The organism is Dyadobacter subterraneus, from assembly GCF_015221875.1.
Classification (GTDB): domain Bacteria; phylum Bacteroidota; class Bacteroidia; order Cytophagales; family Spirosomataceae; genus Dyadobacter; species Dyadobacter subterraneus.
The window spans coordinates 585,704-612,405 of sequence record NZ_JACYGY010000001.1 but is presented as its reverse complement, the minus strand read 5'-3'; the positions used below and the strand labels follow the sequence as shown (position 1 = coordinate 612,405).

General features: G+C 39.3%; 23 protein-coding genes. 13 read left to right on the top strand and 10 right to left on the bottom strand.

Annotation, left to right across the window (positions count from 1 at the left end):
- Positions 1-67: 67 nt before the first annotated feature.
- Both ychF and IEE83_RS02645 read right to left on the bottom strand, forming a co-directional pair.
- Entirely contained in the window at positions 68-1,171 is a 1,104-nt protein-coding gene (ychF, locus tag IEE83_RS02650) for a redox-regulated ATPase YchF (RefSeq protein WP_194119076.1), read from the bottom strand.
- Positions 1,172-1,356: 185 nt separating this feature from the next.
- On the bottom strand, positions 1,357-1,677 hold the full coding sequence (locus IEE83_RS02645; RefSeq protein WP_090335433.1) for a DUF3276 family protein: 321 nt from the start codon (positions 1,675-1,677) through the stop codon (positions 1,357-1,359).
- Between the two features lie 269 nt (positions 1,678-1,946).
- Between IEE83_RS02645 and IEE83_RS02640 the strand changes: the two genes are divergently transcribed.
- From IEE83_RS02640 to IEE83_RS02630, 3 genes are read left to right on the top strand one after another with little or no spacing between them, the layout of a single operon-like run.
- Entirely contained in the window at positions 1,947-2,396 is a 450-nt protein-coding gene (locus tag IEE83_RS02640) for a septal ring lytic transglycosylase RlpA family protein (protein WP_194119075.1), read from the top strand.
- A 17-nt stretch (positions 2,397-2,413) separates the two neighbouring features.
- Positions 2,414-3,328 carry a DUF58 domain-containing protein gene (locus tag IEE83_RS02635; RefSeq protein ID WP_194119074.1) on the top strand — a complete coding sequence of 305 codons (915 nt, stop codon included), beginning with the start codon at positions 2,414-2,416 and terminating at the stop codon, positions 3,326-3,328.
- A 40-nt stretch (positions 3,329-3,368) separates the two neighbouring features.
- Positions 3,369-4,514, top strand: coding sequence for a hypothetical protein (locus IEE83_RS02630; protein ID WP_194119073.1), 1,146 nt, complete (start codon positions 3,369-3,371; stop codon positions 4,512-4,514).
- A gap of 263 nt (positions 4,515-4,777) precedes the next feature.
- On the opposite strand, the gene radA is transcribed toward IEE83_RS02630, so the two are convergent.
- Positions 4,778-6,151: a DNA repair protein RadA gene (gene radA, locus IEE83_RS02625; RefSeq protein ID WP_194119072.1), complete on the bottom strand. Its 1,374-nt coding sequence runs from the start codon at positions 6,149-6,151 to the stop codon at positions 4,778-4,780.
- A gap of 168 nt (positions 6,152-6,319) precedes the next feature.
- Here radA and IEE83_RS02620 point away from each other — a divergent pair, with 168 nt between their 5' ends.
- Positions 6,320-7,033 carry a porin family protein gene (locus IEE83_RS02620; RefSeq protein ID WP_194119071.1) on the top strand — a complete coding sequence of 238 codons (714 nt, stop codon included), beginning with the start codon at positions 6,320-6,322 and terminating at the stop codon, positions 7,031-7,033.
- 203 nt (positions 7,034-7,236) lie between these two features.
- Here the strand turns inward: IEE83_RS02620 and IEE83_RS02615 are convergent, their stop codons facing one another.
- A complete protein-coding gene (locus tag IEE83_RS02615) occupies positions 7,237-7,635 on the bottom strand; it encodes a LytR/AlgR family response regulator transcription factor (RefSeq protein WP_228101651.1) in 399 nt (132 codons plus the stop codon).
- A gap of 394 nt (positions 7,636-8,029) precedes the next feature.
- Here IEE83_RS02615 and pheS point away from each other — a divergent pair, with 394 nt between their 5' ends.
- Positions 8,030-9,070: a phenylalanine--tRNA ligase subunit alpha gene (gene pheS / locus IEE83_RS02610; RefSeq protein ID WP_194119070.1), complete on the top strand. Its 1,041-nt coding sequence runs from the start codon at positions 8,030-8,032 to the stop codon at positions 9,068-9,070.
- A 95-nt stretch (positions 9,071-9,165) separates the two neighbouring features.
- Here the strand turns inward: pheS and IEE83_RS02605 are convergent, their stop codons facing one another.
- Entirely contained in the window at positions 9,166-9,897 is a 732-nt protein-coding gene (locus tag IEE83_RS02605) for an esterase family protein (RefSeq protein ID WP_194119069.1), read from the bottom strand.
- A gap of 147 nt (positions 9,898-10,044) precedes the next feature.
- Positions 10,045-11,475 (bottom strand): circularly permuted type 2 ATP-grasp protein, encoded by a 1,431-nt coding sequence (locus tag IEE83_RS02600; protein WP_194119068.1) that lies wholly within the window; start codon positions 11,473-11,475, stop codon positions 10,045-10,047.
- 354 nt (positions 11,476-11,829) lie between these two features.
- On the opposite strand from IEE83_RS02600, the gene IEE83_RS02595 reads away from it, so the two are divergent.
- From IEE83_RS02595 to IEE83_RS02585, 3 genes are all read left to right on the top strand, one after another.
- A complete protein-coding gene (locus IEE83_RS02595) occupies positions 11,830-13,377 on the top strand; it encodes a DUF5723 family protein (RefSeq protein ID WP_194119067.1) in 1,548 nt (515 codons plus the stop codon).
- Between the two features lie 82 nt (positions 13,378-13,459).
- Positions 13,460-13,855 (top strand): peptide-methionine (R)-S-oxide reductase MsrB, encoded by a 396-nt coding sequence (gene msrB / locus IEE83_RS02590; protein ID WP_194119066.1) that lies wholly within the window; start codon positions 13,460-13,462, stop codon positions 13,853-13,855.
- Between the two features lie 82 nt (positions 13,856-13,937).
- Positions 13,938-16,499, top strand: coding sequence for a penicillin-binding protein 1A (locus tag IEE83_RS02585; RefSeq protein WP_194119065.1), 2,562 nt, complete (start codon positions 13,938-13,940; stop codon positions 16,497-16,499).
- A gap of 395 nt (positions 16,500-16,894) precedes the next feature.
- Here IEE83_RS02585 and IEE83_RS02580 read toward each other — a convergent pair whose 3' ends face one another.
- From IEE83_RS02580 to IEE83_RS02565, 4 genes are all read right to left on the bottom strand, one after another.
- A complete protein-coding gene (locus tag IEE83_RS02580; protein ID WP_194119064.1) occupies positions 16,895-17,140 on the bottom strand; it encodes a hypothetical protein in 246 nt (81 codons plus the stop codon).
- 216 nt (positions 17,141-17,356) lie between these two features.
- The gene (locus tag IEE83_RS02575; RefSeq protein ID WP_228101650.1) at positions 17,357-17,860 is read right to left on the bottom strand and encodes an ATP-binding cassette domain-containing protein; all 504 of its coding nucleotides are present in this window, start codon (positions 17,858-17,860) and stop codon (positions 17,357-17,359) included.
- A gap of 1,172 nt (positions 17,861-19,032) precedes the next feature.
- The gene (locus IEE83_RS02570) at positions 19,033-19,395 is read right to left on the bottom strand and encodes a helix-turn-helix transcriptional regulator (RefSeq protein ID WP_194119063.1); all 363 of its coding nucleotides are present in this window, start codon (positions 19,393-19,395) and stop codon (positions 19,033-19,035) included.
- 197 nt (positions 19,396-19,592) lie between these two features.
- Positions 19,593-21,362, bottom strand: coding sequence for an ABC transporter ATP-binding protein (locus IEE83_RS02565; RefSeq protein WP_194119062.1), 1,770 nt, complete (start codon positions 21,360-21,362; stop codon positions 19,593-19,595).
- Positions 21,363-21,522: 160 nt separating this feature from the next.
- Here IEE83_RS02565 and IEE83_RS02560 point away from each other — a divergent pair, with 160 nt between their 5' ends.
- From IEE83_RS02560 to IEE83_RS02540, 5 genes are all read left to right on the top strand, one after another.
- Entirely contained in the window at positions 21,523-22,080 is a 558-nt protein-coding gene (locus tag IEE83_RS02560) for a DUF4126 domain-containing protein (RefSeq protein ID WP_194119061.1), read from the top strand.
- Positions 22,081-22,087: 7 nt separating this feature from the next.
- Complete coding sequence (locus IEE83_RS02555) at positions 22,088-23,005, top strand: helix-turn-helix domain-containing protein (RefSeq protein WP_194119060.1); 918 nt, start codon at positions 22,088-22,090, stop codon at positions 23,003-23,005.
- A 90-nt stretch (positions 23,006-23,095) separates the two neighbouring features.
- The gene (locus IEE83_RS02550) at positions 23,096-24,487 is read left to right on the top strand and encodes a glycosyl hydrolase (protein ID WP_194119059.1); all 1,392 of its coding nucleotides are present in this window, start codon (positions 23,096-23,098) and stop codon (positions 24,485-24,487) included.
- 169 nt (positions 24,488-24,656) lie between these two features.
- Complete coding sequence (locus IEE83_RS02545; protein WP_194119058.1) at positions 24,657-25,472, top strand: sugar phosphate isomerase/epimerase family protein; 816 nt, start codon at positions 24,657-24,659, stop codon at positions 25,470-25,472.
- Positions 25,473-25,546: 74 nt separating this feature from the next.
- Positions 25,547-26,692 carry a Gfo/Idh/MocA family protein gene (locus tag IEE83_RS02540; protein WP_194119057.1) on the top strand — a complete coding sequence of 382 codons (1,146 nt, stop codon included), beginning with the start codon at positions 25,547-25,549 and terminating at the stop codon, positions 26,690-26,692.
- Positions 26,693-26,702 lie beyond the last annotated feature (10 nt).

The window sequence follows — 26,702 nt, the reverse complement described above, 5'->3', positions numbered from 1 at the left end:
AAGCCAGCTTATACAAGCTGGCTTCTCGTTTTTAGCCCCAAATCCGGGTATAAATTATTTATCTTAACTAAACATTGAAACGGAAATGCATGATATCGCCATCTGCAACCACGTATTCTTTTCCTTCAACAGCCATTTTACCCACTTCTTTGACACCGGCTTCCGATTTGTATTGCTCATAATCAGCTAGTTTAATAACCTCGGCACGGATAAAACCTTTTTCAAAATCACTGTGAATTACACCGGCAGCCTGTGGAGCTTTCCAGCCTTTCACGATCGTCCAGGCACGAACTTCTTTAACACCAGCTGTGAAATAAGTGATAAGATTTAAAAGCGCGTAAGAAGCTTTGATCAGTTTACTAAGCCCTGATTCTTTTAAACCATATTCTCCAAGGAACATTTCATGCTCTTCTTCATCTTCAATTTCAGAAATTTGGGATTCAATTGCAGCACAAAGAACGATAACGTCTGCTCCTTCATGGGCAACAGCTTCTCTCAATCTTTCAGAATATTCGTTACCCGAAAGCATAGAATCTTCATCGACGTTTGCTACATAAAGTACAGGCTTGTCGGTAAGCAATTTCAAATCTCCTACCGCAGATTCTTTCAAATCTGCATCAGAAACCACAAGACTACGGGCATTCTTCCCGGCTTCCAGCGTTTCTTTATATTTTTTCAAAAGTTCAAGTTCAGCTTTTGCTTTTGCATCACCGGCTCTTGCACCTTTTTCAGTTTTCTGAATTTTTTTCTCGATCGATTCAAGATCTTTCAGCTGCAATTCGATATCGATGATTTCTTTATCAAAAACAGGATCAACTTTTCCTTCTACGTGCACTACGTTTTCATCCTGAAAACAACGAACCACGTGAACGATCGCATCTACCTCACGAATGTTGGCAAGGAATTTATTTCCCAAACCCGCACCCTGGCTGGCACCTTTTACCAATCCGGCAATATCCACGAATTCCATGATCGTTGGTATTACCTTTTGTGGTTTTACCAATCCGATTAATACGTCAATACGTTCATCAGGAACGGTAACAACCCCTACATTAGGCTCGATTGTACAAAAAGGATAATTAGCTGCTTCGGCTTTACCGGTAGAGATAGCATTAAATAAAGTGGATTTCCCAACGTTCGGCAATCCAACAATTCCACATTGAAGGCTCATAAAAACTAAGACAAATGAGATGAGAAGACCTTTAAGCCAATAAACTCATCATATTAAAATGGTAAATGGCAGTACCTAAATAGCAAGCCCTGATAATTTTATGCAAAATTACCAATTACCGGACAGAAAAACTAAAAGCCTTCGTCAATGATTTGCGAAGGCCTTCTTAAAAACGTAAAGTTTTTTTACTCCCACTTCAAATCTGACTCACCAATGGCGTCTACTTCATCCGCTTTGGCCTCATACTGAGAAAAATCAACTTCTGGCATTAATTCCGTTTTCACGTGATCTACCGCATCTTTCAAAGCTTCTACAAACTTATCAAAGTCCTCTTTGTACAAAAACATTTTATGTTTCTCATACGTAAAGCCTTCTCCCTGCGGATGACGGCGACTTTCGGTAATGGTTAGGTAATAATCGTTGGATCGCGTTGAGCGAACATCGAAGAAGTAAGTCCGTTTTCCCGCCCTGACCCTTTTGGAGTAGATTTGCTCTCTGTCTTCCACTATGTTTAGTTTTTAATAGGTTTGCAAACGCTAAAATAGAAAGTTTATTGCTGCGAACAAAAAAACCGGCATATATTAGCAAATCCTTAATGCCCGAAAAATTAAATTTTCGACATTTCTCTTGCACTTTATTGGTACAGTGTACAATTTTTCGGGTTAAATCCGTTACATTTGAAGAATCGTCGTTACTGTGGCCGCCACATAGCGTCGATTTTGGTAAAGAATTAAGGTCCTTTGGGCTTAATTATGTTTCACCTAAACTCTCAGATATGACTTATCCTCGGATTCTGATTCTATTCTTTTTGTCACTGTCAGCATTTACAGCAGACGCTCAGATCAGTCTTGGCAAAACAGAAGTTGGCAGCGCTTCTTTTTATTCTTCCCGCTTTGAGGGCCGGAAAACCTCCTTTGGAGAAACACATCAAAGTACCGAGCTTTCCGCAGCTCACCGTTCATTGCCTCTTAATACCATGCTGGAAATAACAAACCTGTCAAACAATCAGAAAGTTATAGTACGCGTAAACGACAGAGGCCCATTTTCCCGCAACAGAATAGTAGATATCAGTAAAGAAGCAGCACGCCTGATCGGAATCGTTTCCAGTGGTGTAGCCAAAGTTTCCATGCGCATTGTTGGCATGGAAGGGATGATCATGCTGGACTCAAATGAAGATATTGATCATAAAGCCGGCAAAATAATTTCCATGCGGACCAAAGATTAACAACGTTTTTCAGGTTTATGAATATCAGGCAGCTGGATTTAGCAAAAGTAAGAGAATTTGGTAACCTGGAATTTCTGGCTAAACAGCTGGTCGAAGGATTTATTACCGGCCTTCATAAATCTCCTTTCCATGGTTTTTCTGTCGAATTTGCTGAACATCAGCTTTATAATACAGGAGAATCTACAAGAAATATTGACTGGAAAGTTTTTGCCAAAACTGACCGCCTTTATGTAAAACGTTACGAAGAAGAGACTAATCTTCGTTGTCATATTTTGCTCGATACTTCTTCTTCCATGTATTATCCGGAAGAGAATTATGGTAAAATGACTTTTAGTCTGATGGCTGCGGCCAGTCTTACCTATTTGCTTCAAAGACAAAAAGATGCGGTAAGCCTTTGCACATTTTCGGATGATATTGAAATACAGACTGCTGTAAAATCTACACCTTCGCATGTTCATAAAATCATGCAGGAGCTTAACGGACTTTTACAAAAAACTCGTCCTTTACAAAAAACATCTGTTGCATCTGTTCTGCATCTTTTGGCAGAAAAAATTCATAAACGGTCGCTTGTTGTGATTTTCAGCGATATGTTTGAAAACATTGAGGAAGCTGACCTTATCTTTTCCGCCTTACAGCATTTAAGACACAATTTGCATGAAGTACTTTTGTTTCATGTAACTGATAAAAAAACGGAAGAAACTTTTTCGTTTGAAAATCGTCCATATGAATTTATCGACCTGGAATCCGGCGAAAAAATCAAGGTACAACCCGATCAGGTTCGCGAATCTTATCAAAAGTTTGTCGGTGAATTTTATCAAAAACTGAAATTAAAATGCGGTCAATACAAAATTGATTTCATTGAAGCGGATATCGCGCAAGGCTTTGATCCCGTTTTAATGGCTTATTTAGTAAAGCATTCGAAAATGAGATAATTTTTGTAGAAATTTGCTGACCCCTATCAGCGAACATTCTATGAAAAAACTTCCTGCTCTCTTACTCATATTTCTATTTTACATTATCGCAGATGGCTGTCATTCAGCCAAAAAATCGTTAAAACGAGGAGATTATGATGACTCCGTTTTCCGTGCTGCGGATAAATTAAAAAACAATCCCACACATAGTTCTTCCCTTGAAATCCTGAAACAGGCATTTCCAAACGCCGTAAAGCAGCATTTGGAAGATATCGCATCTTCTGAAAATCTGCCTGAAATGCAACGTTGGGAACAATTGCTGTCTTCGTATCAGATTTTAAATAAACTTTACGAAGCTGTGAAACCATGTAATGCGTGTATGCATGCTGTTTCAGCTAAAAGTTATTACGAGGAAGAAAGGAATTCAAGACAAAAAACGGCGGAAACGCACTATGCAGAAGGCTCTAAATTTCTCTCACTTGGAGGTCGAGAAAATGCCCGCTTAGCTTATGAACAGTTTGAACGCGTCAATGAGCTTTTGCCTAATTATAATAACGTCCAGCAAAAACTAGATCAATCTTATAACATTGCTTCTTTTAAAGTTGTGGTTGAACAGGTTTTGGTAACTTCAAAAGCATATCAACTTAGCAACGCTTACTTTCAGGATCAGATCAACCAGTTTTTAAAGACCAACCGGCGACTAAATAAATTTGTACAATTTTATACACCGGAGGAAGCAACCAATAACAAATTAAAGCCGGATCACGTTATCACGCTGCAATTTGATGATTTTGTTGTTGGTCAAACGCTAATTGAAAAAAATACGGAAACGGTTGTCAGCAAGGACAGTGTCAAAATCGGAGAGAAAACTGTTAACCGGAAAAAGATTGAGTTTTATGATAAAGTAAAAGCCAGTCTTACTAAAAATCGTAAAACGGTTCATTCCAGTGGTGTTCTGGATATGCGGATTATGGAATTTAGTTCGAAAAAACTGGCTAATCAGGAAAAGTTTGGTGGAGAATATAACTGGGTTTGTGAATGGGCAAATTTTAACGGCGACGAACGCGCCTTAACCAATGCACAATTGAAAATGTGTAAAAGCCAGGAATTATTACCACCAGATCCTCAGCAGCTTTTTGTAGAATTCAGTAAGCCGATCTATGATCGGTTGACGGATCGGTTGCGGCGTTATTATGCGAATTTTTGAATTTGATAAGAGGTAAAACGCCGGAATTAAATCTCCAAAGAAGATTCCTGTTTATAGAAATAATTTAAGCCACGAGATTCCTGGCTCCATAGGAGCCTCCGGCTTATAGAAAAATATCCAATCCCTAAATTCCCGGCTCCATCGGAGCCTCCTGGAATTTCGAGGAAACGCCGATGGAGTTACAATTTTCCCCTTTCATCAATATTTCTATAAACAGGATGCTCCGAAGGAGCGATGAATGTAGCAATTAGATAAAATTCAATTCACTTATTCAAAAACAACTCCATAAAAAGCTGATCCAGATGCGCTACGGTCACAACTTCGATTTTCGCATCCTTAAAATCAAGGCCTTTCCCATTATATTTTGAAATATAAATCTTTTTGAACCCTAACTTTTCCGCCTCTGAAATTCTGCTTTCAATACGGTTTACAGCCCTTACTTCGCCTCCTAGCCCAACTTCTGCTGCAAAACAAACCGAAGTCGGAATAAAGGCGTCTTCATAGGACGAAACAATTGAAGCAACGACCGAAAGATCAATCGCCGGATCTTCGACGCGTAATCCACCCGCAACGTTCAAGAACACATCCTGCACGCCAAGCCTGAATCCGCCACGTTTTTCCAATACCGCCAAAAGCATTTGTAACCTTTTCGCGTCAAAACCCGTTCCACTTCTTTGCGGAGTTCCATAGGTAGCCACACTCACAAGCGACTGAATTTCAATTAAAAGAGGACGATTTCCTTCCATCATAGAACCGATAGAAATTCCGCTGATCGGTTCGTCTCTTTGTGAAATTAATATTTCTGATGGATTACTAACCTGCCTTAATCCGGCGCTGTGCATTTCATAAATCCCCAATTCCGAAGTACTGCCAAAACGGTTTTTCTGGGTTCTCAGAATCCTATACGTTGTATGACGATCACCTTCAAATTGTAAAACCGTATCAACCATATGTTCCAAAACTTTTGGTCCCGCAAGTGATCCGTCTTTTGTAATATGGCCAATCAGAAATACAGGAACGCCGGTTTCTTTGGCATATTTCATAAACTCAGCCGTACATTCCCGAACTTGCGAAACACTTCCTGCCCCGGATTCGATATATGCGGAATGCATAGTCTGGATAGAATCTATGATCAGTATCTGTGGCTGAAATTCTTCGATCTGACGAAATATATTGGCGGTCTGAGTTTCTGTCAGAATAAAACAATTATCACTTTTGGACGACATTCTTTCCGCCCGCATTTTTATTTGCTGCTCAGATTCCTCTCCGGAAACGTAAAGAACTTTTTTATTTGAAAGTGTCAGCGCAATCTGTAACATCAGCGTCGATTTTCCAATGCCGGGCTCACCTCCTATCAATACCAGCGATCCCTGCACGATTCCCCCACCCAAAACACGATTCAGCTCACCATCGCTGGTAGTAATTCTTGGTTCATTCGCATACTCAATCTCTGCAATTGCCTTTGGTTTGCTCGCCAGATTTACCGATTTCCAGGTAACTGTGGCCTTTTTCTCTTCTTTTTCAATGACTTCCTGCACCATGGTATTCCACTCTCCGCAAGAAGGACACCGACCGACCCATTTGGGTGAATTATATCCGCACTCCTGACAAAAATATGCTGTTTTGGCTTTGGCCATAAGGTATTTTTCTTAATTTGTTGTTGTATAAAGTGTTAAAAATCCTGGCACGAAAATTTACTCAAATATGCAAACCTTTTATCCGTTAAATCAAAAAACAGTGAGTTCGCGTATCGTTTTTTATTTCCTGACGTTATCAATCGGTTTTAGTCATCAACAATTTTCCGTATGAACGTATTTAAAAGAACAATTTATACGACACTTTTATTCCTGACAACGCTGATTTCTGCGCAGGCTCAAACAAAAGGTTTCGCATTTGGTATTAAAGGTGGTGTTAACTTATCCAAGTTAACCATGGGCAACGTTTTCACAACCCGTTATGATGAAAATGGAAATGCCTATAAAAAGTTTGACGGTTCCGATGTGCGGGATAATTTAAAACAAAGTCTGGATACCAAAACAGGTATGGTCGGCGGTGTCTGGATGCGATTTGGGAAAACCATTTTTGTACAGCCGGAAGTTTTGGTTTCAACAAAAGGCGGATCGTTCCAGATAATTCCTGACGGATCAACTACGGCGCAAACCGTGAAAATAAAATACAGCAATATCGACGTTCCGCTGCTTATTGGATTAAAAGGCGGCCCAATCCGTGTTCTTGCCGGTCCACTGTTTTCGTTTCGTGTAGGTGATAATCAAAAGCTTAGCGATGCATTTAAACAATATTCATCTAATCGTGACGGCGCTTTATCCAATGCTGTTGTTGGTTACCAATTTGGAGCAGGACTGGATTTAGGAAGTTTTAGTCTGGATGTACGTAAGGAAGGTACTTTTACAGATCTTGCAACCTTCAAACTTAATAACAAGCCAATCGACGGTAACAGTGCTACGGTGCGTCAGAAAATCACTTCATGGCAGGTAACTTTGGGAATTAAGCTATTTTAAAAAAACGCTTTCGTCAATCAGCTATCGGCTGTCATAAATTATCAGAAGATTTTATTGAAATTCTGTTCTCTCCATTTTGAAAGCCGACAACCGATTGCCGACAGCCCAATAAAAAACATGCAGCCATCGATCTGGCGATGGCTGCTGTCTATATGAATAACCCACTAATTTTAAAAGTAAATATTTTTGTATAGGCAATCAGGTTAAGCGCTGATGCGCATGTTATTGTGATCGAGAATATTTGCGATTTCTTTAATTTTTCTGCGTGATACCATCACTTCCTTGCCGCAAGACATGCGAAGCATGCGATCGTCTTCCATTCGTTCAACAACGTAATTTGAATTTACCAGGTAAGACTTATGAACCCGGATAAAACTGCTGTCCAGTAACTCCGCAAGCGATTTTAAAGTTTTTGAAACTAAATATCTTTTGCCTGCATTTGTATATATGTAGGTGTAATTCCCTTCTCCTTCCAGAAAGCTGATGATCTCTGGAGTGAGAAATATAGTTCTGCCCATTGACTGAACAGAAATGTGAACGGCTCGGTCAGTAAATGAATTATCTGACAGTGTTTGATGGGTAAAATCTCCTAAATTTTTCATAGTGCTTGGGGCTGGCTGTAGTTACGTTGTTTGATAAATCAAATTTAGCTGTTCCTCTGCTCTAAGAAAAGTACCCGGAAATAGGTATTTCAATACAAAATTCTGTAAATCAGTTTTTTAAAAAAATTATAAAAGTAAAATGACGTAACTGACCTTAGTAAAACACGTAATTTTACCTAGTGCCCAAATCACCAAAAACAGGCTCTTTTTTTGTTAAATGACGAAGTAGTTAAAATTGTCATTCCAAGGAGTCTAACTTTATCTATCTTTGTACCAGTTTTAAGCCTGAGATAAAGACAGAAAATTCGGGTGTAAATAAAAAAATTCCCGGAATCCGATCGCACAGTAATGCAGCTATTTACTTTGCTATTATTCCTTCCAACCAATATAATGTATGATTACTGACCGAGTAAAAGAATTACTTCATGAGATAGAGAGCAGTCAGGTTGCAAATAAAGAGCAGCTTGAAGCATTTCGTTTAAAGTACATAAGTAAAAAAGGTGCCGTTACAGAATTGTTTGACGGCCTTAAAAATATTCCGCAGGAAGATCGCCGTGCAGTCGGACAGGAATTGAATACCCTGAAAAATCTGGCTCAGTCCCGATTTCAGGAATTCAGCACAGCACTTGAAAATTCGGAAGAGGTTAATGAAGGAAATCAGATTGACTTAACCTTACCGGTAGCTCCGAATTTACAGGGAAGTATTCATCCGCTGACAATTGTTCGTCGCCGTATTATTGAAATTTTTGAACGTATGGGTTTCAATGTTTCTTATGGTCCGGAAATTGAAACAGACTGGTATAATTTCGGCGCTTTGAATTTCGCTGATAACCATCCGGCACGTGAAATGCAGGATACATTTTTTATCTCAAAAAGTGAAGAGGCTGTGAAGGATGACGTTTTATTAAGAACGCATACTTCCAACGTTCAGATTCGTTTGATGGAAAGACAAAAACCACCGATCCGTTCCATCATGCCTGGCCGCGTTTTCCGTAACGAAGCCATTTCAGCGCGTGCACATTGTGTTTTCCATCAGGTGGAAGGTTTATATGTTGACAGAAATGTGAGTTTCCGTGATTTGAAGGATACGCTTTATCATTTTGCAAAAGAAATGTTTGATAAAGATTCCAGAATTCGTCTGCGCCCATCTTATTTCCCTTTTACCGAACCAAGTGCGGAAATTGACGTTTCGTGTTTTATCTGTAAAGGAAAAGGTTGTAATATTTGTAAACATACCGGCTGGGTAGAAATTGCCGGTTCGGGTATGGTGGATCCCAACGTTTTAGAAAACGCAGGTATCGACAGTGAAGAATTTACCGGTTTCGCCTTCGGAATGGGTATTGAACGTATTACAATGCTGAGATACGGAATCAGTGATTTGAGACTTTTCACTGAAAACGATGTAAGATTTTTAAGGCAGTTTGAAGGAGCCTGATCAACATATTTGATAAAGTAATCAGATTTACTTTGTCAAAAAGAACGAAATTTTCGAGTGTGATCGTTAGCATTAACGTTTCCCACTCGAAAATTTCAGAATCTTGTTTCCAAATAGTAAGGAAGCATTCTTTTCCAGGCCCACCATTCGTGTGGAATATCTTCTCCCCAGATATCAAGTTCATGCGGAACATTTTTAGAGCTCAATATAGCTGAAATCTGTTTCGAATATTCGGGCACTTCAAATGCTCCGGAACCCGTAACGAAATGAATATGGCGACTTTCGCGATATAGCGATAATTGCCATTCTGCTTTTAGCTGAGAAAGATATTGTATTGGCGAATTGAAATAAACGTTGTCGTCATAATAACCATTGGTGTAAACGCTCAGATCATAACATCCGCTCATTCCGATAACGCCATTGATAAAATCAGGATATCTGAAAAATAAATTTGCGGCGTGAAATGCACCAAGTGATGCGCCTGCGGTTATAATTTCATTTTTAGGACTGGAATTTTCTTTAATGAAGGGAATAACTTCCTTTATTACATAATCATTGAAGTGTTGATGGCGAACTGCTTTATCATATCCATGCATATATGGATTAAGCCAGCTCTCACCGTTGATACTATTAATGCAGTAAACCTTTACTTTTCCTGAATTGATGTAGGGAGCAATACTTTCTATTAAGCCATTTTGTTCATATTCAAGGTAATCAGACGACGCCGTTGGGATTAGTAACAAAGCGATACCATAGTGACCGTAAACGGCTATATCCATTTGTTTATTAAGCGACGGACTGTACCAGCCGGTTACTTCACGTTGCATTTCGTTCCTATTTAAGTGTAGTTGATATGTTTTCAGTAAACAGTTTCACGTATAGGCTAACACCAAAAATTTAATGCCAGTGCCTTAAACGCACACTTTATACATGTTTTTTTTAAACTGTTTACTAAAAACCGTATCAATTTCGACTTAATAAAGTACCCAGGTATCCTTTCCTCCACCTCCCTGAGATGAATTTACGACAAGAGAGCCTTTTCTTAACGCCACACGTGTAAGTCCGCCAGGAATCACACTGATATCATCACCATATAAAATATAAGGACGAAGGTCGACGTGACGGCCTTCGGCATGTCCATCAACCATACAAGGAACTCTTGAAAGAGAAATTGTTGGCTGTGCTACGTAATTACGTGGATTATCACGTATTTTCTGTCTGAATATTTCATGTTCTTCTTCCGTCGCTTTTGGCCCGATCATCATCCCATAACCACCCGCTTCGTTGGCTTCTTTTACAACAAGCTCATGAATATTTTCCAATACGTATTCAAAATCTTCCGGTTCGCGGCAGATGTATGTTTTTACGTTTGGAATAATTGCTTCTTCTTTCAGATAATATTCAATGATACGCGGCACATAAGCATATACAACTTTATCATCAGCAACACCCGTTCCGGGTGCATTTGCCAAAGCAACGCGGCCTTTTTTATACACTTCAAAAATACCTGGAATACCAATTAAAGAATCAAGATTGAATGCTTCCGGATCAAGGAAAGTATCATCAATACGACGATAAATTACGTCAACGATTTGCAAACCGCTTGTTGTACGCATTTTTACATATCCATCCGAAACGACAAGATCACGCGCATCAACCAGCTCAACACCCATTTGCTGGGCCAGGTAGGAATGCTCAAAATATGCTGAATTGTAAATTCCCGGTGTCAAAACAGCAACAGTAGGATTTGGACGGTCAGCCAGATGCTGAAGCATTTGCAACAATCTTGTCGGATAATCAGAAACAGGACGAACACCGGTACGCGCTAACACATCAGGAAAAATCTGTTTTGACAATTCCCTGTTTTCAATCATATAAGACACGCCGGAAGGGCAACGCAGGTTATCTTCCAAAACCATAAAAGTACCGTCGTCACCTTTAATCAAATCGGTACCTGTAATATGGCACCAGATTCCTTTTGGAGGATTTAAACCGATACAAGGTTTTAAAAAACATTTGCTGGATTCAATCAGATCACGCGGAACAACTCCGTCGTTTAAAATATTCTGTTCATTATAAACATCGTGTATGAACATATTTAACGCCTTGATGCGTTGTTTCAAACCTTTTTCAAGCCATTCCCACTCCGCATTCGGCAGCACGCGTGGAATGATATCAATCGGCATAATCCGTTCCGTTCCCTCGCCTTCGGAATAAACATTGAAAGTAATCCCCATTGAAAGTAGCGCACGTTCAGTAGCTAACTGTCTGTTTGTCAGATCTTCATTGGTCAAATTTTCAAATTTATTTTTAAGATGTTCATACCCCGGACGAATCTGGCCATCAGGCGTAAACATCTCGTCAAAGAACTCCTCGCATTGATAATCAGAGAATGAAAAATTCATACAATACAAAATTTGAATAAGTATACTTCTATTATTTACAGAACAATATATGGTATATGTTTCAATTTGCAAAACATACACTCTTTCAAAGACAACTAAAAATTATTCCAGGAAGTGAAAATCCGGCTTTCAGTATGAATCAAAAGTTTCGCTGTTAACAGCTTAAAGAATTTATGACCGTACAGTAAATGCCGGTAAAATTTGAAGATATGCAATATATTCATAAAAAATAAGCTCCATCTGCCCTCTCAATTATTTATTATTCCCTTAACTAAACAAACTTTGCATGTCAGTCAGGTTCCTGTTTTATTTGCATCGGGAATAATGAATCCGAAGGTTTACCGTTTTACACACATGTATAGGAAAATTTTACTTGTTGCAGGAATTTTATTGGGTTTATCAACTGTTGGCTGGTCGCAGTTTATGCAGGGCATAGGTATGGGAAATTATTCCGGAACACAGGCCTTGTATCACAATCCGGCTTTTGTAGCCGATAGCCGTTACAGTGTTTACGTTAATTTTGCAGGAGCTGGCTTGTACACTGCCAACAGTGGCGTCCGTTATAATGCTCCCTACTCTTTTTTGAGCCTCATCACCAATCAGGTTTCAAGCGAATATCGAAATGAAAAAGGTGCAGTCTTATTCCCCCGGGCCTATTTAAAAGAAAGATTAAACGGCCGTGACAAATGGCTGAATGCCGGTGTAGACATACGTCTTCCTTCCATCATGTTCGGACTTTTCAAAAATAAAATTGGTGTAGGACTTGCCGCACGTACACGGGTATACATCAACGGATCCAACATTACCGAACCACTTGCACGTTTATTAAGTAAAACTACAAGGGAAACTGACCTTCAAAATCAGCATTTTGAAAATCAGTCCGGTCGCCTGAATGTTAACGGATTAGGAGAACTGGCTATGACAGTTGGCGGCACCGTGATCGACAATGAAACTGATTATCTTAAAGTTGGTATCACAATAAAGCGGCTTATAGGTTTATATAATGCTCATGTAGAAGTTGATAACTCATCTTACTCCATACAGCCGGATCCGGCCTGGCAAAACAGAAGACAATTAATTGTTGCCGATCAGGTCAATGTGAAATATGGTATAACACGCGACGAAGCTTTTCAGAATTTTAAACCAAGTGTTTCCTGGCTTTTAGGAAATGCTCCGGCAGGAAGTGGCTGGGGTTTTGATTTAGGCGCAGTTTATGAATACCGGCCCGACATTAATAAATATTCTTACACCGAGCGAGGCGAGAGAAAAAGAGACAATAGTAAAAATAAATACCTGTATCGCATTTCTGCCTCCATAACTGATATCGGCAGGGTACGCTGGCGAAATCCTACCTATTTGTTGCAGCAGGAAGTTTCTACATCCAACAAAATTTTGCGCTATGATGATTTTCAAAAATTAATGGGTTCAGAAGGCGCCTACGATGCAGTGAATAAAGCTTTTGGCGTATCAGGAACGCAGGCTGCACACTTTTCAACGGTGCTTCCAATGGCCTTTCAGGTAAGCGGTGATTACAATATTAAGCCAAATGTGTATGTGAATGCACTCTGGGTACAGAATTTGATACCACAAACTGCATTTGGAATGAAAAGCGAATCAATGCTTTCTGTTACACCAAGATATGAACATAAATGGTATGAAGTATCTGTACCAATTTCAATCATGAACCGATACAGTTCTCCCGCGATTGGCTTGGCCGGACGTGCAGGACCTATCTGGATTGGGACAGACCATATACTTGGCTTGTTAAATGTTGGAAATCCGAAGGCATTTAATTTGTATTTTGGAGTTTCGGCGGGATTATTCAGAAGGCCACCAGAATCAGCAAATAAATGCTGGCCAGCCGAAGATTCATGGATCAGGCGAATTTTCCATAAGCGCTAGTTGTTGTCATATTAGCAATTGTTCATTGAATTGTATTTCAATTTGGGATGACAAATGCTTAAAACTTAAACCGAAAAAATCGATGAGAGAAGTAATAAAATCAGAAGAGGAATGGGCAAAAGAACTGACAGGACAGCAGTGTTTTGTTTTGCGTGAAAAAGGTACCGAAAGACCTTTCACCAGTCCGCTGAATGATAATAAAGAAGAAGGAATTTATGTTTGCGCGGCTTGTGATACACCTCTTTTCAGTTCAGAAACAAAATATGATTCGGGATCAGGCTGGCCAAGTTTCTTTACACCGATCGCTGAAAAAAGTGTTGAAGAAATTGTTGACCGAAGTCACGGTATGATCCGTACCGAAGTAGTTTGCAGAACTTGCGGCGGTCATTTGGGTCACGTTTTTAACGACGGACCAAAGCCAACCGGATTACGATATTGCATGAACGGCGTGGCACTTAAATTTATTAAAAAATCTTAGTGCGAGCCACTCGTAAAGCCGGACATACAGAGATGTGTCCGGCTTTTGTTATCTTTGACACCTTTATGAAACTTAACGTTTGATGGAAGTTATCAAAACCTTCTACAAGAATCTGAAAGCAATGTTTCAATTCATTGGAACACAGCTTAGAACAATAATTAAAAGTATAGTCTTCCGTATTTCTGCATTCTTTGTCGGCACGACAAAGACAGAAGCGTTTTTTCTTTCCCTGCATCAAAATAGGGAAGCCTATCATGCGTGGTGGGACAAAAATCTTGACAAAAACTCCGCTTTTTACAGGCCTATCGTTTTTACATGGAAGTTTTTTCTATATGGATTTATAGGATTTTTCTTTTACATCTTTTGTATTGAAACGAACTTCCTCTGGTTGATGGGAAGTATGCCAAGTGTAGAAGATCTTCAAAACCCGAAAGTTTCGCAGTCTTCAGAAATTTACACTTCTGACGGTGTCATGATCGGTAAATTTTATACTGAAAACAGAACGCCGGTTTCTTACGATCAAATTTCCCCAAATCTTATTAAGGCGCTTATCGCTACTGAGGATATTCGTTTTTACGAACATTCAGGGATTGATTACCGGGCGATGGCTGGTGTGGCTTTTGGTATCGCAAAAGGCGAAACGGATCGTGGTGGCGGAAGTACTGTAACACAACAGCTGGCAAAAAAACTTTTCAAAACCCGAAAAAGAGATGCACGCGGATTGCTGGGATATGTTCCCGGATTGAGTACGCTGATTTATAAAACCAAGGAATGGATCACGGCCATTAAGCTGGAAAGGAATTTTACAAAACAGGAAATCCTGACCATGTATTTTAATACGGTAGATTTTGGAAATAATGCTTACGGAATTAATACCGCAGCAAAATCTTATTTCAGCAAATCTCCGGATAGTTTGAATGTACAGGAGGCAGCTGTTTTGGTAGGTTTGCAAAAAGCTACCACGACTTATAATCCGGTACGAAATATCAAAAGATCGCTGGAACGTCGTAACGTCGTTATTGGTCAGATGCAGAAATACGGTTATTTATCTGCAAAAGCTGCGGATTCAATCAGTGCTTTACCGATTGAATTAAAAACCAAATTTGAAACGCCATACGACGGCAACGCCAATTATTTCAAAAATGCGGTTGTTGATTTTGTAAAAAAATGGGGTGATGAAAATGGCTATGACCTTTATACGGACGGATTGAAAATTTACACAACCATTGACTCCCGCATGCAGGAAAAGGCAGAGGAAGCAATGACTCAGAAAATGAAACAGTTGCAACGCGTTTTTGAAGATCACTGGGGAAAACAAAATCCATGGATTGATGAAGACGGAAAAGAAATCCCTGATTTTCTTGAATCGGTGGTAAAACGTACGAGCCGTTACAAGTCACTGGCAGCGAAATTTCCAAATCAGCCTGACAGCATAAAATGGTATCTTAATAAAAAAGACACCATGATGGTTTATGACTGGAAAACCAGTGGCGAGATAAAAAAATACTGGAGTTCGATGGACTCTCTGGATTATTACAAACATATTCTGCGTGCAGGTATGATGGCGATGGATCCGCATAATGGAAATATCAAAGCCTGGGTTGGTGGACTAGATTACAATTATTTCAAATATGACCACGTAAAACAGGGAAGACGCCAACCAGGATCAACTTTCAAACCTTTTGTTTATACCACGGCTATTGATGATTCAACTTATAACATGTCGCCATGTGATGAGATTGAAGATAAGCCATTTGTAAAAACTTACATGGAAGATGGTGAGGAGAAAGAATGGAAGCCGAAAAATGCAAATGGCTATTTTACTTATTCCAATATGACTTTACGCCGTGCATTGGCACAATCTATCAACTCCGTTACAGCTCAATTAACTGACGATGTGGGACCGGCCAATGTGGTGCGTTATGCCAAAAAGATGGGAATCACTACGCCCCTGAAAGCGGTACCTTCCATCGGCCTTGGACCGTTTGATGTTACGTTATATGATATGGTTGCGGCTTATAGTGTCTTTGTCAACAACGGACAATATACTGAGCCAATCCTGGTAACAAAAATTGAAGATCAAAACGGAAAAATTGTGCAGGAATTTGCTCCTGAACCGCGTCAGGCAATCAGTCCGGAATCTGCGTTTTTAATGGTCAATATGTTGCGTGGCGGTGTTGAAGAAGCAGGGGGAACATCAGGAAGTATTCGCTGGAAGTTTGATGTAACAAAAAATAACAATGAAATCGGTGGAAAAACCGGTACAACTTCTAATAACTCAGATGGCTGGTTTATGTGTATCACACGTGATCTTGTGATCGGTGCCTGGGTTGGTGGTGACGACCGCAGTATCCACTTCCGGACAACGAATCTCGGTGAAGGTGCAAAAACCGCTTTACCAATTGTCGGGAGTTTCCTTGAAAAAATATACAAAGACAAATCAATTGGGATAGAACCCGGGCCATTTCCGAAACCCAGTTTCAAAATTGATAAGGAATATAACTGTCCAAATTATTTCCAATCCAGCCGGAGTGATACTCTGAACGTAGGCGGAGATAGTACCGGAACAGGTGGTGCGGATGATGACTTTTTAATTGGACCGCCACCGATACCAAGTACGAGTGATACGGGGAGGAAAAATTAATATTATTTATTACAAAAATTGAGGCGTAAAATTCAATTTTGCGCCTCAATTTTTGTAATAAATAATTCCAATCAATTTCTATCTATTTCTTCCTCTTTTATCTTTTTGGTTTCCTTATAAGCTCTCCAGGCCTGAACCGATAAACTGATTGACATACTACTGTTTAATAATAATTGACTATCAAGCCAGTCGTTAAATGAGGAAAAATCGATGTCTTTTCTCAAGGAATTTATAGAAAGTGGGATTGTGATAATCGCTAAGATTGAGAAAAGGATTAAGCGAATGTGAGGATATTTTAAGTCCATTTGCTGTTCAATTTGAAAAGTAATGTTATTGACTGATATTTGAAGGTTGTCAAACCTTAGAAATGTAAAGCCCTTCAATAATGATATAAATTAAGAATCGTTCCTTGTATATGAGTCATTTTCTTCCCCTGTCTTTTTTATTTCTCGATAAGCCTTCCACAACTGATTTGAAAAACTGATTAAAAGCAAAATAGTAAGAAGTAGTTGGCTATCAAGTAAACCTTCGATTGAGTTATAGTCATTATCTTTTCGAAAGATAAGGATAAGCAATACTAATTCTACAATTAAAAAAGCTGAGAAAAGAAATAATCGTGCGTGAGGATCTTTGAGTTCCATCTACAATTCAATTTATCAATTAATGTTAGGAAAAAATCTCAAAATATAGTCAGCTATTCATTATCAAATTTCTTCAAATTCCTTTTACCTATAATGACGAATCAATATTAACCAATAGAATACGAACTATAAAATTTATTCAATATTTGAATAAATAATTGACTTTACAGGAGATTCCCTTCCTAATTACATTATTATAAGTTGGTTATAAAAGTTTTATCTCACCAAAAATTCAATTTCCAAATCCTTCCAAAACCGGCTATACATGTTATCTGTTTCAAGTAATTCATCATGAGAACCGGAAATAACCAGGTTTCCTTCCTCTAAAATATAAATTCGGTCACAAAAATTAGCCAGTGTATGCAAGCGATGTGATACGTAAAGAATGGCTATATCAGTTTTGAGACTGTTTAATAAATTCAAAACCTTTCGTTCGTTTTGTGCATCCATCGCAGACGTGGCTTCGTCCAAAAGCAACAGCCCCGGCTTATGAAACAAGGCGCGCATAATGCCAATCCACTGCTTTTGACCACCTGATAAATTTAATCCTTCTTCTCCCACCAATGTCATCAATCCCTGCGGCAAAGTGTTCAGGAAAGTCAGGTAAGGTTCCTGATTAAAAAAAGATTCCAGGTTTTCGCACTCCGGTTTTAGCCCCAGAATTATATTGTCTAACACCGTTCCATAAATAGGCCAGCACAATCCAGTAGATGAGTTCAAAAATGTTTAGGACTTGTAATGGGTATATTAGCCAGGTTTCCAGTGAATTAGGGCTAAATATATTTAACATTGACAGAGGATAAAAATATTGAAAGTCCTGGATCGTGTAATTTTTTACAAAAAATAAGAACCAAAAAAGTTTTGTTAATGCGGGTACTATAAAAATAAATTCAGCCTTTATGACTACGCTAAACATCTTTTCATACAAAAATCTTTCATAGATAAAATAAGTAGCTAAACTTAGACATAATGCAACAGCTAAACATTTTAACAAATAAACTACTGGGATTAATATATAACCGAGCCATTGCCACTTAGTTTTAAAAAAAATCAGTTCTTTTATTTGATCGTCAGAGAATAAATCAGCGTAGCTACTAAAATACATACTATCAACTAATACGAATTTTCTAGTGGCAATCATTACCAGTGCTATACCAAAAATCAAAAATGTAAAAGTCCTAATATTCATTCTTTTGGTAAATTATATTGTCTCTTGGATAAAAACACAATAACTATTCCAAACACAAAACCACATATTATATCTCTACGATCAGAAATTGACGATTTTCTAATATAATCTGATATATTCTAACCTCCGCACAGTAAGAAAATAGCCAGCCCTAACGTAACAAATCCTAATATCTTGCTTGTTATTTTCATTTTATTATAAATTTTACATTAGGTAAATTTAGTAAAGGGGAGTTTGATTAGATCTCCCCCCCTTTACTAAAAATAGTATATTACGAACTTAGCGACATCTGTAAATAATTTAGCTTTTTCATTTTAATAAATTAAAAATAAAACTCGCCCCAAATCACTTCCCACGCGGTTTGGGTTTCCGCCTATGTTACGTAACATTGTCATGACAAAACAAATATATTACAAATTTTTCTTGAAAAACAAAAGAAATTTCACCTCAATTTTTGAGGTGAAATTGGCTTATCAGACCTGAACTGACAGAAATCAAAAGGCATAAAAAATACCTGGGCTACCCATCCGGACAGTATTCCGGTTAGCATAAATGCTCTTCCCAATTGTATGATTGCACCTTTGCAAGCACCACCAGTGATTTCAGTCATTAGATCTTTCGGCAACTTTTTCATGGCTGTAATAAAGAGATTGGAGATTTAATTGATTTTAAAAAACAGGATAGAGAATGTTCATATCTGCCATCAGAAACGGTATTTTACAGTCCGGTTACCGCCTCCCGCAGTATTTTCCATTTCTTTAAACGGCAAGGTCCTGACTTTTGAAATTTCAACTACCGGCTTTGGAAAGAGGAAAACCCCTAGTTCAAGGAGCAAAGCTTTGTTCTCGAAAGCAAAATGGCCCAGTGCGCCATATCCGTTCACACCCAATTTTTTAGTAATCCGGTCTTTGTAATTGTCAATACTTTTGGGAAGAACGTCCAGCTTGATAGAAATCTCTTTTAAAGTCATTCCCATGGCGACGAGCACGAGAACTTCTCGTTCTTTTCTGGAAAGAAAATGGACAGTCGGGTATACCGACAAGGATCGGGGTAATACTTTTTCCATTGTTGATGTAAAGTTTAGATATAAAAAATCACCTCTAGTACTTCACAACGTTGATATGTAGAAGCAATTTTACCTACAAAACTCAAACTCACAAACTTTATTCAAACTTCGATTAAAATACCTCGTAAACAACAGACCAACTTATTCTACATTGAGAACAAGCTGGTCTGTTAACTTTAATATTCAAGAAATATTTTCTACCCAATCTTTAAAACCTCCTTATACTGCATCCGGTACAAATTCGCATAAAATGCCTCTTTTTCAAGCAATTGCTCATGCGTGCCTTCTTCCATAATCTCACCTTTATCGACAACAATAATCTTGTTTGCTTCCTGAATGGTTGAAAGTCTGTGAGCGATAACGATGGCTGTACGGCCTACCATTAATTTCTCAATTGCTTTCTGGATCAGTTCTTCCGTTTCGCTATCCACAGAAGACGTGGCCTCATCCAGAACAATGATTTTAGGATTGTGGACCATCGCACGAACAAAGGAAATTAACTGTCGCTGACCAACGGATAAGGTTGCTCCTCGCTCCATCACATTGTAAGTATAACCGCCCGGAAGTCTTTCAATAAAATCATGAACACCAACCAGTTTTGCTGCTTCTACAATCTTTTCATGCGTAATTGTAAAATCACCTAAACGGATATTGTTTTCAATGGTATCGGAGAATAGAAAAACATCCTGCAAAACGACACCAATATTTTTCCGTAAAGCATTCAATTCATATTCATGAACCTCAACGCCATCGACAAAAATCTGTCCTTTATTGATATCGTAAAAACGGCTTAATAAATTTATAATCGAAGATTTTCCGGCACCGGTCGCTCCTACAAAAGCGATTGTTTCTCCTTCACGTACCTTGAAATTGATATTTTTCAAAACATAATCTTCGTCATTATAGGCAAACCAGACATCTTTAAATTCTACCTCGCCTTTGATTACTTCCGGTACATAAGTGCCTTCATTTGAGGTATATTCATCACTATCAAGCAGTTTCAAAATCCTGTCGGTACTTACAATTCCCATTTGTAACGTATTAAAACGGTCGGCCAATTGACGGATCGGACGGAAAAACAGGTTGATAAACATGACAAATGCAGTAACGGTACCGAAAGTAACTTCCGCATTTAAAATCTGTTTCGAACCATACCAAACTACAAGCCCCGTACCCGCCGCAGAAATTACGTCGGCAACCGGATAATAAACTGAGTAATATAAAATTGACCGGATATTAGCGTCTCTGTGAATCTTGTTAATTTCCTGAAACTTCTCATATTCAATATCTTCACTGCTAAAAATCTGAACGATACTCATTCCGGTAATATGCTCCTGAACAAATGAATTCAGGTTAGAAACAGCAGCACGTACTTCGTTAAAAGCATCCTTAATTTTTTCTTTGAAAACATAGGTACAAAAAAGCATTAACGGAATCATCGAAAGGCTGATGATTGACAATTTCCAGTCGGTATAAAACATAACGGCAATGATCAATGTCAGCTGCAAAATATCGCCTGCAATAGCCGCCATACCATCACTGAATACATTAGAAAGCGTTTCTACATCAGAAATTGTACGCGTTACTAAACGACCGATTGGTGTATTATCAAAAAATTTCAACCGCAGTCCAATAATTTTTTCATACAATTGAACGCGGATATCACGGATAATATATTGCCCAAGCCAGCCTGACATATAGGTATTCCAAAACTGGACAACGCCCTGCACAATTAAGACCAAAACCATAACACCCAGCATAATCGCCAGCTGATTATAATTCCCCTCGGCAATCGGTTTATCAATGGTATATTTTATCAAAAGTGGTGTTAACGGAGCCAATACCGCGTTGACCATAATGATCACGATCAGCAAATAAAACTGCTTCTGGTAAGGCCTAACGAATGTATATAAACGTTTAAGAGTTGGCAGATCGAATATCTGGCCGCTTTTGGTTTCCTGATTCACAAACTGGTGGTTGTTGGTTCTTATTTGTTGTTCACTGTCACATATCTTACCATCAACAATGAAAAAGTAAAATTCGTCACCAAAGAAACGAAGAATTCATTTTTTTGTCTAACTTTCTTGACTGCCGCTTTTCTGAATTCTTCATCCAAACGATCAGGCCATGGAAATTTTTCTAAGTATTTGTCTTGGAGTGGGCCTGAGCGCCAGCAGCGGTTTTCGTGTATTTCTACCGATGCTGGTCGCTAATATTGCTACGCTGTGTGGATGGATAACGCCGGGTGAAGGCTTTGCATGGATGGCCACCTGGCCGGCATTTTTTGTTTTATTGACAGCAACTATTGCAGAAATTAGTGGTTACTATGTTCCTTTCATTGACAATTTACTGGATACCATCGCCACCCCGGCTGCCGTTCTTGCCGGAATTTTACTTTCGACTTCTTTTATTCAAATTGATAATCCGGTACTGCATTGGGGCTTAGGAATTATTCTGGGTGGCGGCACTGCTGGTTTGGTTCAGGCTGGTACGGGTCTGCTGCGCTTATTTTCGTCAAAAACAACAGCCGGCTTTGGCAACCCGGTCGTGTCCACGGCTGAAAATATTGCTTCGTTCAGTTTGTCAGGTCTCGCCGTTTTTCTGCCGATCGTTGCTTTGGCGTTGGTAGTTCTGCTGATACTTTGGCTTTTCAAAAGAATAGGAAGGTTAAGAAAATCTAAATAGTGCTTTCATGTTTGATAACATCCCTGTTCATTCACTTCCAAAATCACTAAGTCCGGTTCCGGCACTGAAAATTTACCGGTTTAAAAACAGTAATGGAACTTCAACGGAAATACCTGAAACACTACCCATAACTCCATTGCCAACAGATACCCCGCATCGGCACACCTATTATGAAATTTTGTTCATCGAAGAAGGACAGGGATTTCATGAAATTGATTTTCATTCCTACACCATGCAGGGAACCGGAATGCATTTTTTAACACCCGGACAAGTCCATCTTTTGACTTTTTCAGCTCCTTGCCAAGGTTTTATCGTCGCTTTTTCAGAAGATTTTTACACCTTTTACAATCCATCTGCCACTTCACTTTCCAAGTTTCACTTTTTTCAATCGGGAAAAAGACAGCCTATTTTACGATTATCAGAAATGGAACGCCATTATTTTCACAACATTCTGGAAAATATGGTTGAAGATCATTTAGGAAACGAGCCGGATCAAAACATGCTTGGACAATATCTTGGTCTGCTACTTCAAAAATGTGCCATCATAAGTCAGAAAGGAATAAGATCTTATGAAACTTCTGCCTCGTCTGTTCCCGAAATCGTCGGTCGTTTTCAGGAACTGGTTGAAAAAAACTTTCTGGAAATTCATGAAGTGCAGCAGTATGCAAACATCCTGAAAGTGTCTCCGGATTATTTGAGCAAAACTGTGAAACGGTTTCTTGGCATACAAACACAGGAATATATTCTGGATAAACTTTTATTGGAAGCAAAACGCCTGCTTGTATTTACAAATCTGAGCAGTAAAGAAATCGCTTACCATATTCATATTGACGATCCCTCCTATTTTGGCCGGATATTTAAACGTAAATCCGGATTGACGCCAAACGAGTACCGCGACCATGTTCGGAAAAGTACCATTTATTAACAGAAATGTACCTTGTCAACACTTCATTGAAAATATATCTTTGTATTATCCTAAAATAAAAAGGCTAAATAATACTTTTGATATTAACGCATGGAGATTCGTAACGACCTGTCCGCAGCTTCGCTTCAACCAAAAATTAATAGGTTGTGGCAACTTTCATCGGAAAAAATTAATCTTATTTCAAAAGAATACGATACCTCCAAAGGCTCGCCGGTTTTTACGGTTAACGGGAAATATACAACCCGCGGCTGGACTGAATGGACGCAAGGTTTTCAATACGGAGCTGAAGTTTTACAATTTGATGTTACCGGCGACGAATCTTTTTTAGAAAGAGCCAGAAAAAATACGGTTGATTATATGGCTTCTCATGTCAGCCATTTTGGTGTGCATGACCATGGATTTAATAATGTTAGTACTTACGGGAATTTACTTCGTTTAATGAACGAAGGCCGGATTGAAGAAAATAAATGGGAGCGGGATTTTTATGAACTGGCGCTAAAAGTTTCCGGTGCAGTTCAGGCAAAACGCTGGACAAATACCAAAGACGGCCAGGGATATATTCATTCTTTCAACGGTCCGCATTCCTTATTTGTTGATACCATCCGCTCCGTCCGCGCCTTGATGGTTTCCCATTTATTGGGGCATAGTCTGATGGGTGAAAATGATGTAAAAACAAGTCTTCTGGAAAGAGGCACTTTTCATTCCCTGGCTACTGCAAAATATTCTGTTTATTATGGTGAAGGTCGCGACAGCTATGATCTTTGGGGCAGAACGGCGCATGAAAGTGTATTTAATACCAGCGATGGAAATTTCCGTTGTCCAAATTCGCAGCAGGGATTTTCCGGCTTTACAACCTGGACACGAGGACTGGCCTGGGCGATGACCGGTTTTGCCGAACAATTGGAATCACTTTCTTTTTTCTCAGATGTAGAACTGGAACAGATCGGTGGACGGGAAAATATTGAAAACATTTATCTCAAAGCCGCGAAAGCTACCTGCGATTTCTACATAAAACATACTGCATCCGATGGCATTCCATACTGGGATACCGGAGCTCCTCAGCTTTACAAATTAGGAGATTACACCAGCAAAAAATCTGACCCATACAATGATTTTGAACCGATTGACAGCTCAGCGGCAGCCATCGGCGCGCAGGGATTGTTGAGATTGGGAAAATATTTGAATGATAAAAATCTGTCCGAAGAAGGAAATAAATACTGGCAGGCCGGATTAACTACGATCAACACACTTTTCGACGAACCATATCTTTCATCAGATCCAACGCATCAGGGTCTTATTCTTCATTCTGTTTATCACCGTCCAAATGGCTGGGATAATATTCCGGATGGACAAAAGGTACCAAACGGAGAATCCAGTATGTGGGGTGATTACCACGCAAGGGAAGTAGCGCTTTATCTGCATCGGATAAATAACGGATTGCCATACTACAATTATCTCAATTCTGTAATTGTTAAGGGTTAATTTCTAATTGTTAATTATTAAGGATTAATGGTTAATGATGGCATTTGAGGCGTTACGCTTAAACCTATTTTATTAAAATCATCAGCAGTCTATCCAACTGTTTTACAAAACTCTAAATTCAACCAACCCAACATTAACCCTTAACCATTAACAATTAACCATTTAAAAGATGACTCTCGATCGCTGTTGCATTCATACCATTACGACAAAGCCCTGGGCACTTTCGGAGGCTGTTGAGAAATATGCGGTAGCAGGAGTTAAAGGTATTAGTGTCTGGCAGAATGCTACCGAAGGAATTGGTCCGAGGCGTGCCGGCGAAATAATTCGTGCAGCCGGGCTTGAAATTGTTTCTTATGTTCGCGGCGGATTTTTCCCTCATACAAATAGTGCAGGACGGGCGCAAGCGATTGAACATAATAAAAAACTGCTTGAAGAAGCTGCCGCTTTGGGTGCTCCTATGATCGTTCTGGTTTGTGGAGCTTCACCAGATCAGTCGCTTGATATTTCCAGAAATCAGATACGTGAAGGGATTGAAGCGATTTTACCATTGGCGGAAAAACTGAATGTAAAACTGGCCATTGAACCGCTGCATCCGATGTATGCCGCAGACCGTTCCGCAATTAACACATTAGCCCAAGCAAATGATATGGCTGAGTATTTCAAGTCAGATTATGTTGGCGTTGCGGTGGATGTTTATCATTTGTGGTGGGATCCGCAACTGGAAAAAGAAATAGCCCGCTGTGGGGCGAATGGAAATCTTTTCGCTTACCATGTTTGCGATTGGAAAGTAAATACAATCGATCTTTTGAATGATCGTGGATTAATGGGCGAAGGTTGTATCGACCTAAAAAAAATAAGAAGCTGGGTGGAAGCAGCCGGTTTCAAGGGATTTTGTGAAGTTGAAATATTCTCAAATATCCACTGGGCAAAAGACCAGAATATTTTCCTGAAAGAAGTCACAGAGGCTTTTATTCAAAACGTATAGAAAATTAAACAAGCCTCAAAATATCAATTATCAACAAGCTAAAAGCTAATAACTAAACGCCAAAACCTAAAAAGATGATTACTCATACGATCGGCATTATCATGAACGGCGTAACGGGCCGCATGGGAACCAACCAGCATTTACTTCGCTCCATTGTAGCCATCATTGAACAAGGTGGTGTAAAAATCTCGGCAGACGAAATCATTATGCCGGACCCGATTCTGGTTGGGAGAAATAAAGCGAAACTGGAAGCTTTGGGCAAACAATCTGGCATCACAAAATTCACGACTGATCTGGATTCTGTTCTGGCTAATCCTCATTTTCAGATTTATTTTGACGCACAGGTAACAGGTCGCAGAGCGCCGGCGGTGAAAAAAGCCATTCTGGCCGGGAAACATATTTATTGCGAAAAACCAACGGGTACCACAACGGAAGAAGCACTTGAACTTTACGATCTCGCTACCGCAGCAGGACTTAAAAACGGTGTGGTTCAGGACAAACTGTGGCTTCCGGGTATGTTGAAATTGAAACGGCTGATGGAAAATGATTTCTTCGGAAAAATACTTTCTGTTCGCGGGGAATTTGGATACTGGGTTTTTGAAGGACATTCCATTCCAGCCCAACGCCCTTCATGGAATTATAGAAAAGAAGATGACGGCGGAATTATTGTCGATATGCTTTGCCACTGGCGCTATGTGCTTGATAATCTTTTTGGAAAAGTAAAAGCAGTATCATGTTTGGGAGCAACACATATTCCTGAAAGAATTGATGAAAATGGCAAACCCTATACATGCACAGCCGATGACGCATGTTACGCGACTTTTGAGTTGGAAGGTGATGTCATCGCCCAGTTCAATTCTTCATGGACAGTTCGTGTTCGTCGGGATGATTTGCTGACTTTGCAGGTTGACGGAACAAAAGGTTCTGCTGTGGCTGGCTTGCGTGAATGTTATACCCAACATTACGGAAACACGCCAAAACCTGTCTGGAACCCGGATATAGCTCAGCCAATTCCATTTTTCGATGGCTGGTCAAAAGTACCGGAGCAGGAAAATTTTGATAATGCCTTTAAAGCGCAGTGGGAATTATTTTTAAAACATGTTGTAAAAGATACGCCGTTCCCATGGAATCTTAAAGCCGGAGCACGTGGTGTTCAACTAGCCGAAAAAGGAATAGAAAGCTGGGAAAAGCGTCAATGGGTTACCATTGACGAATTATAAAAGTCTGTTC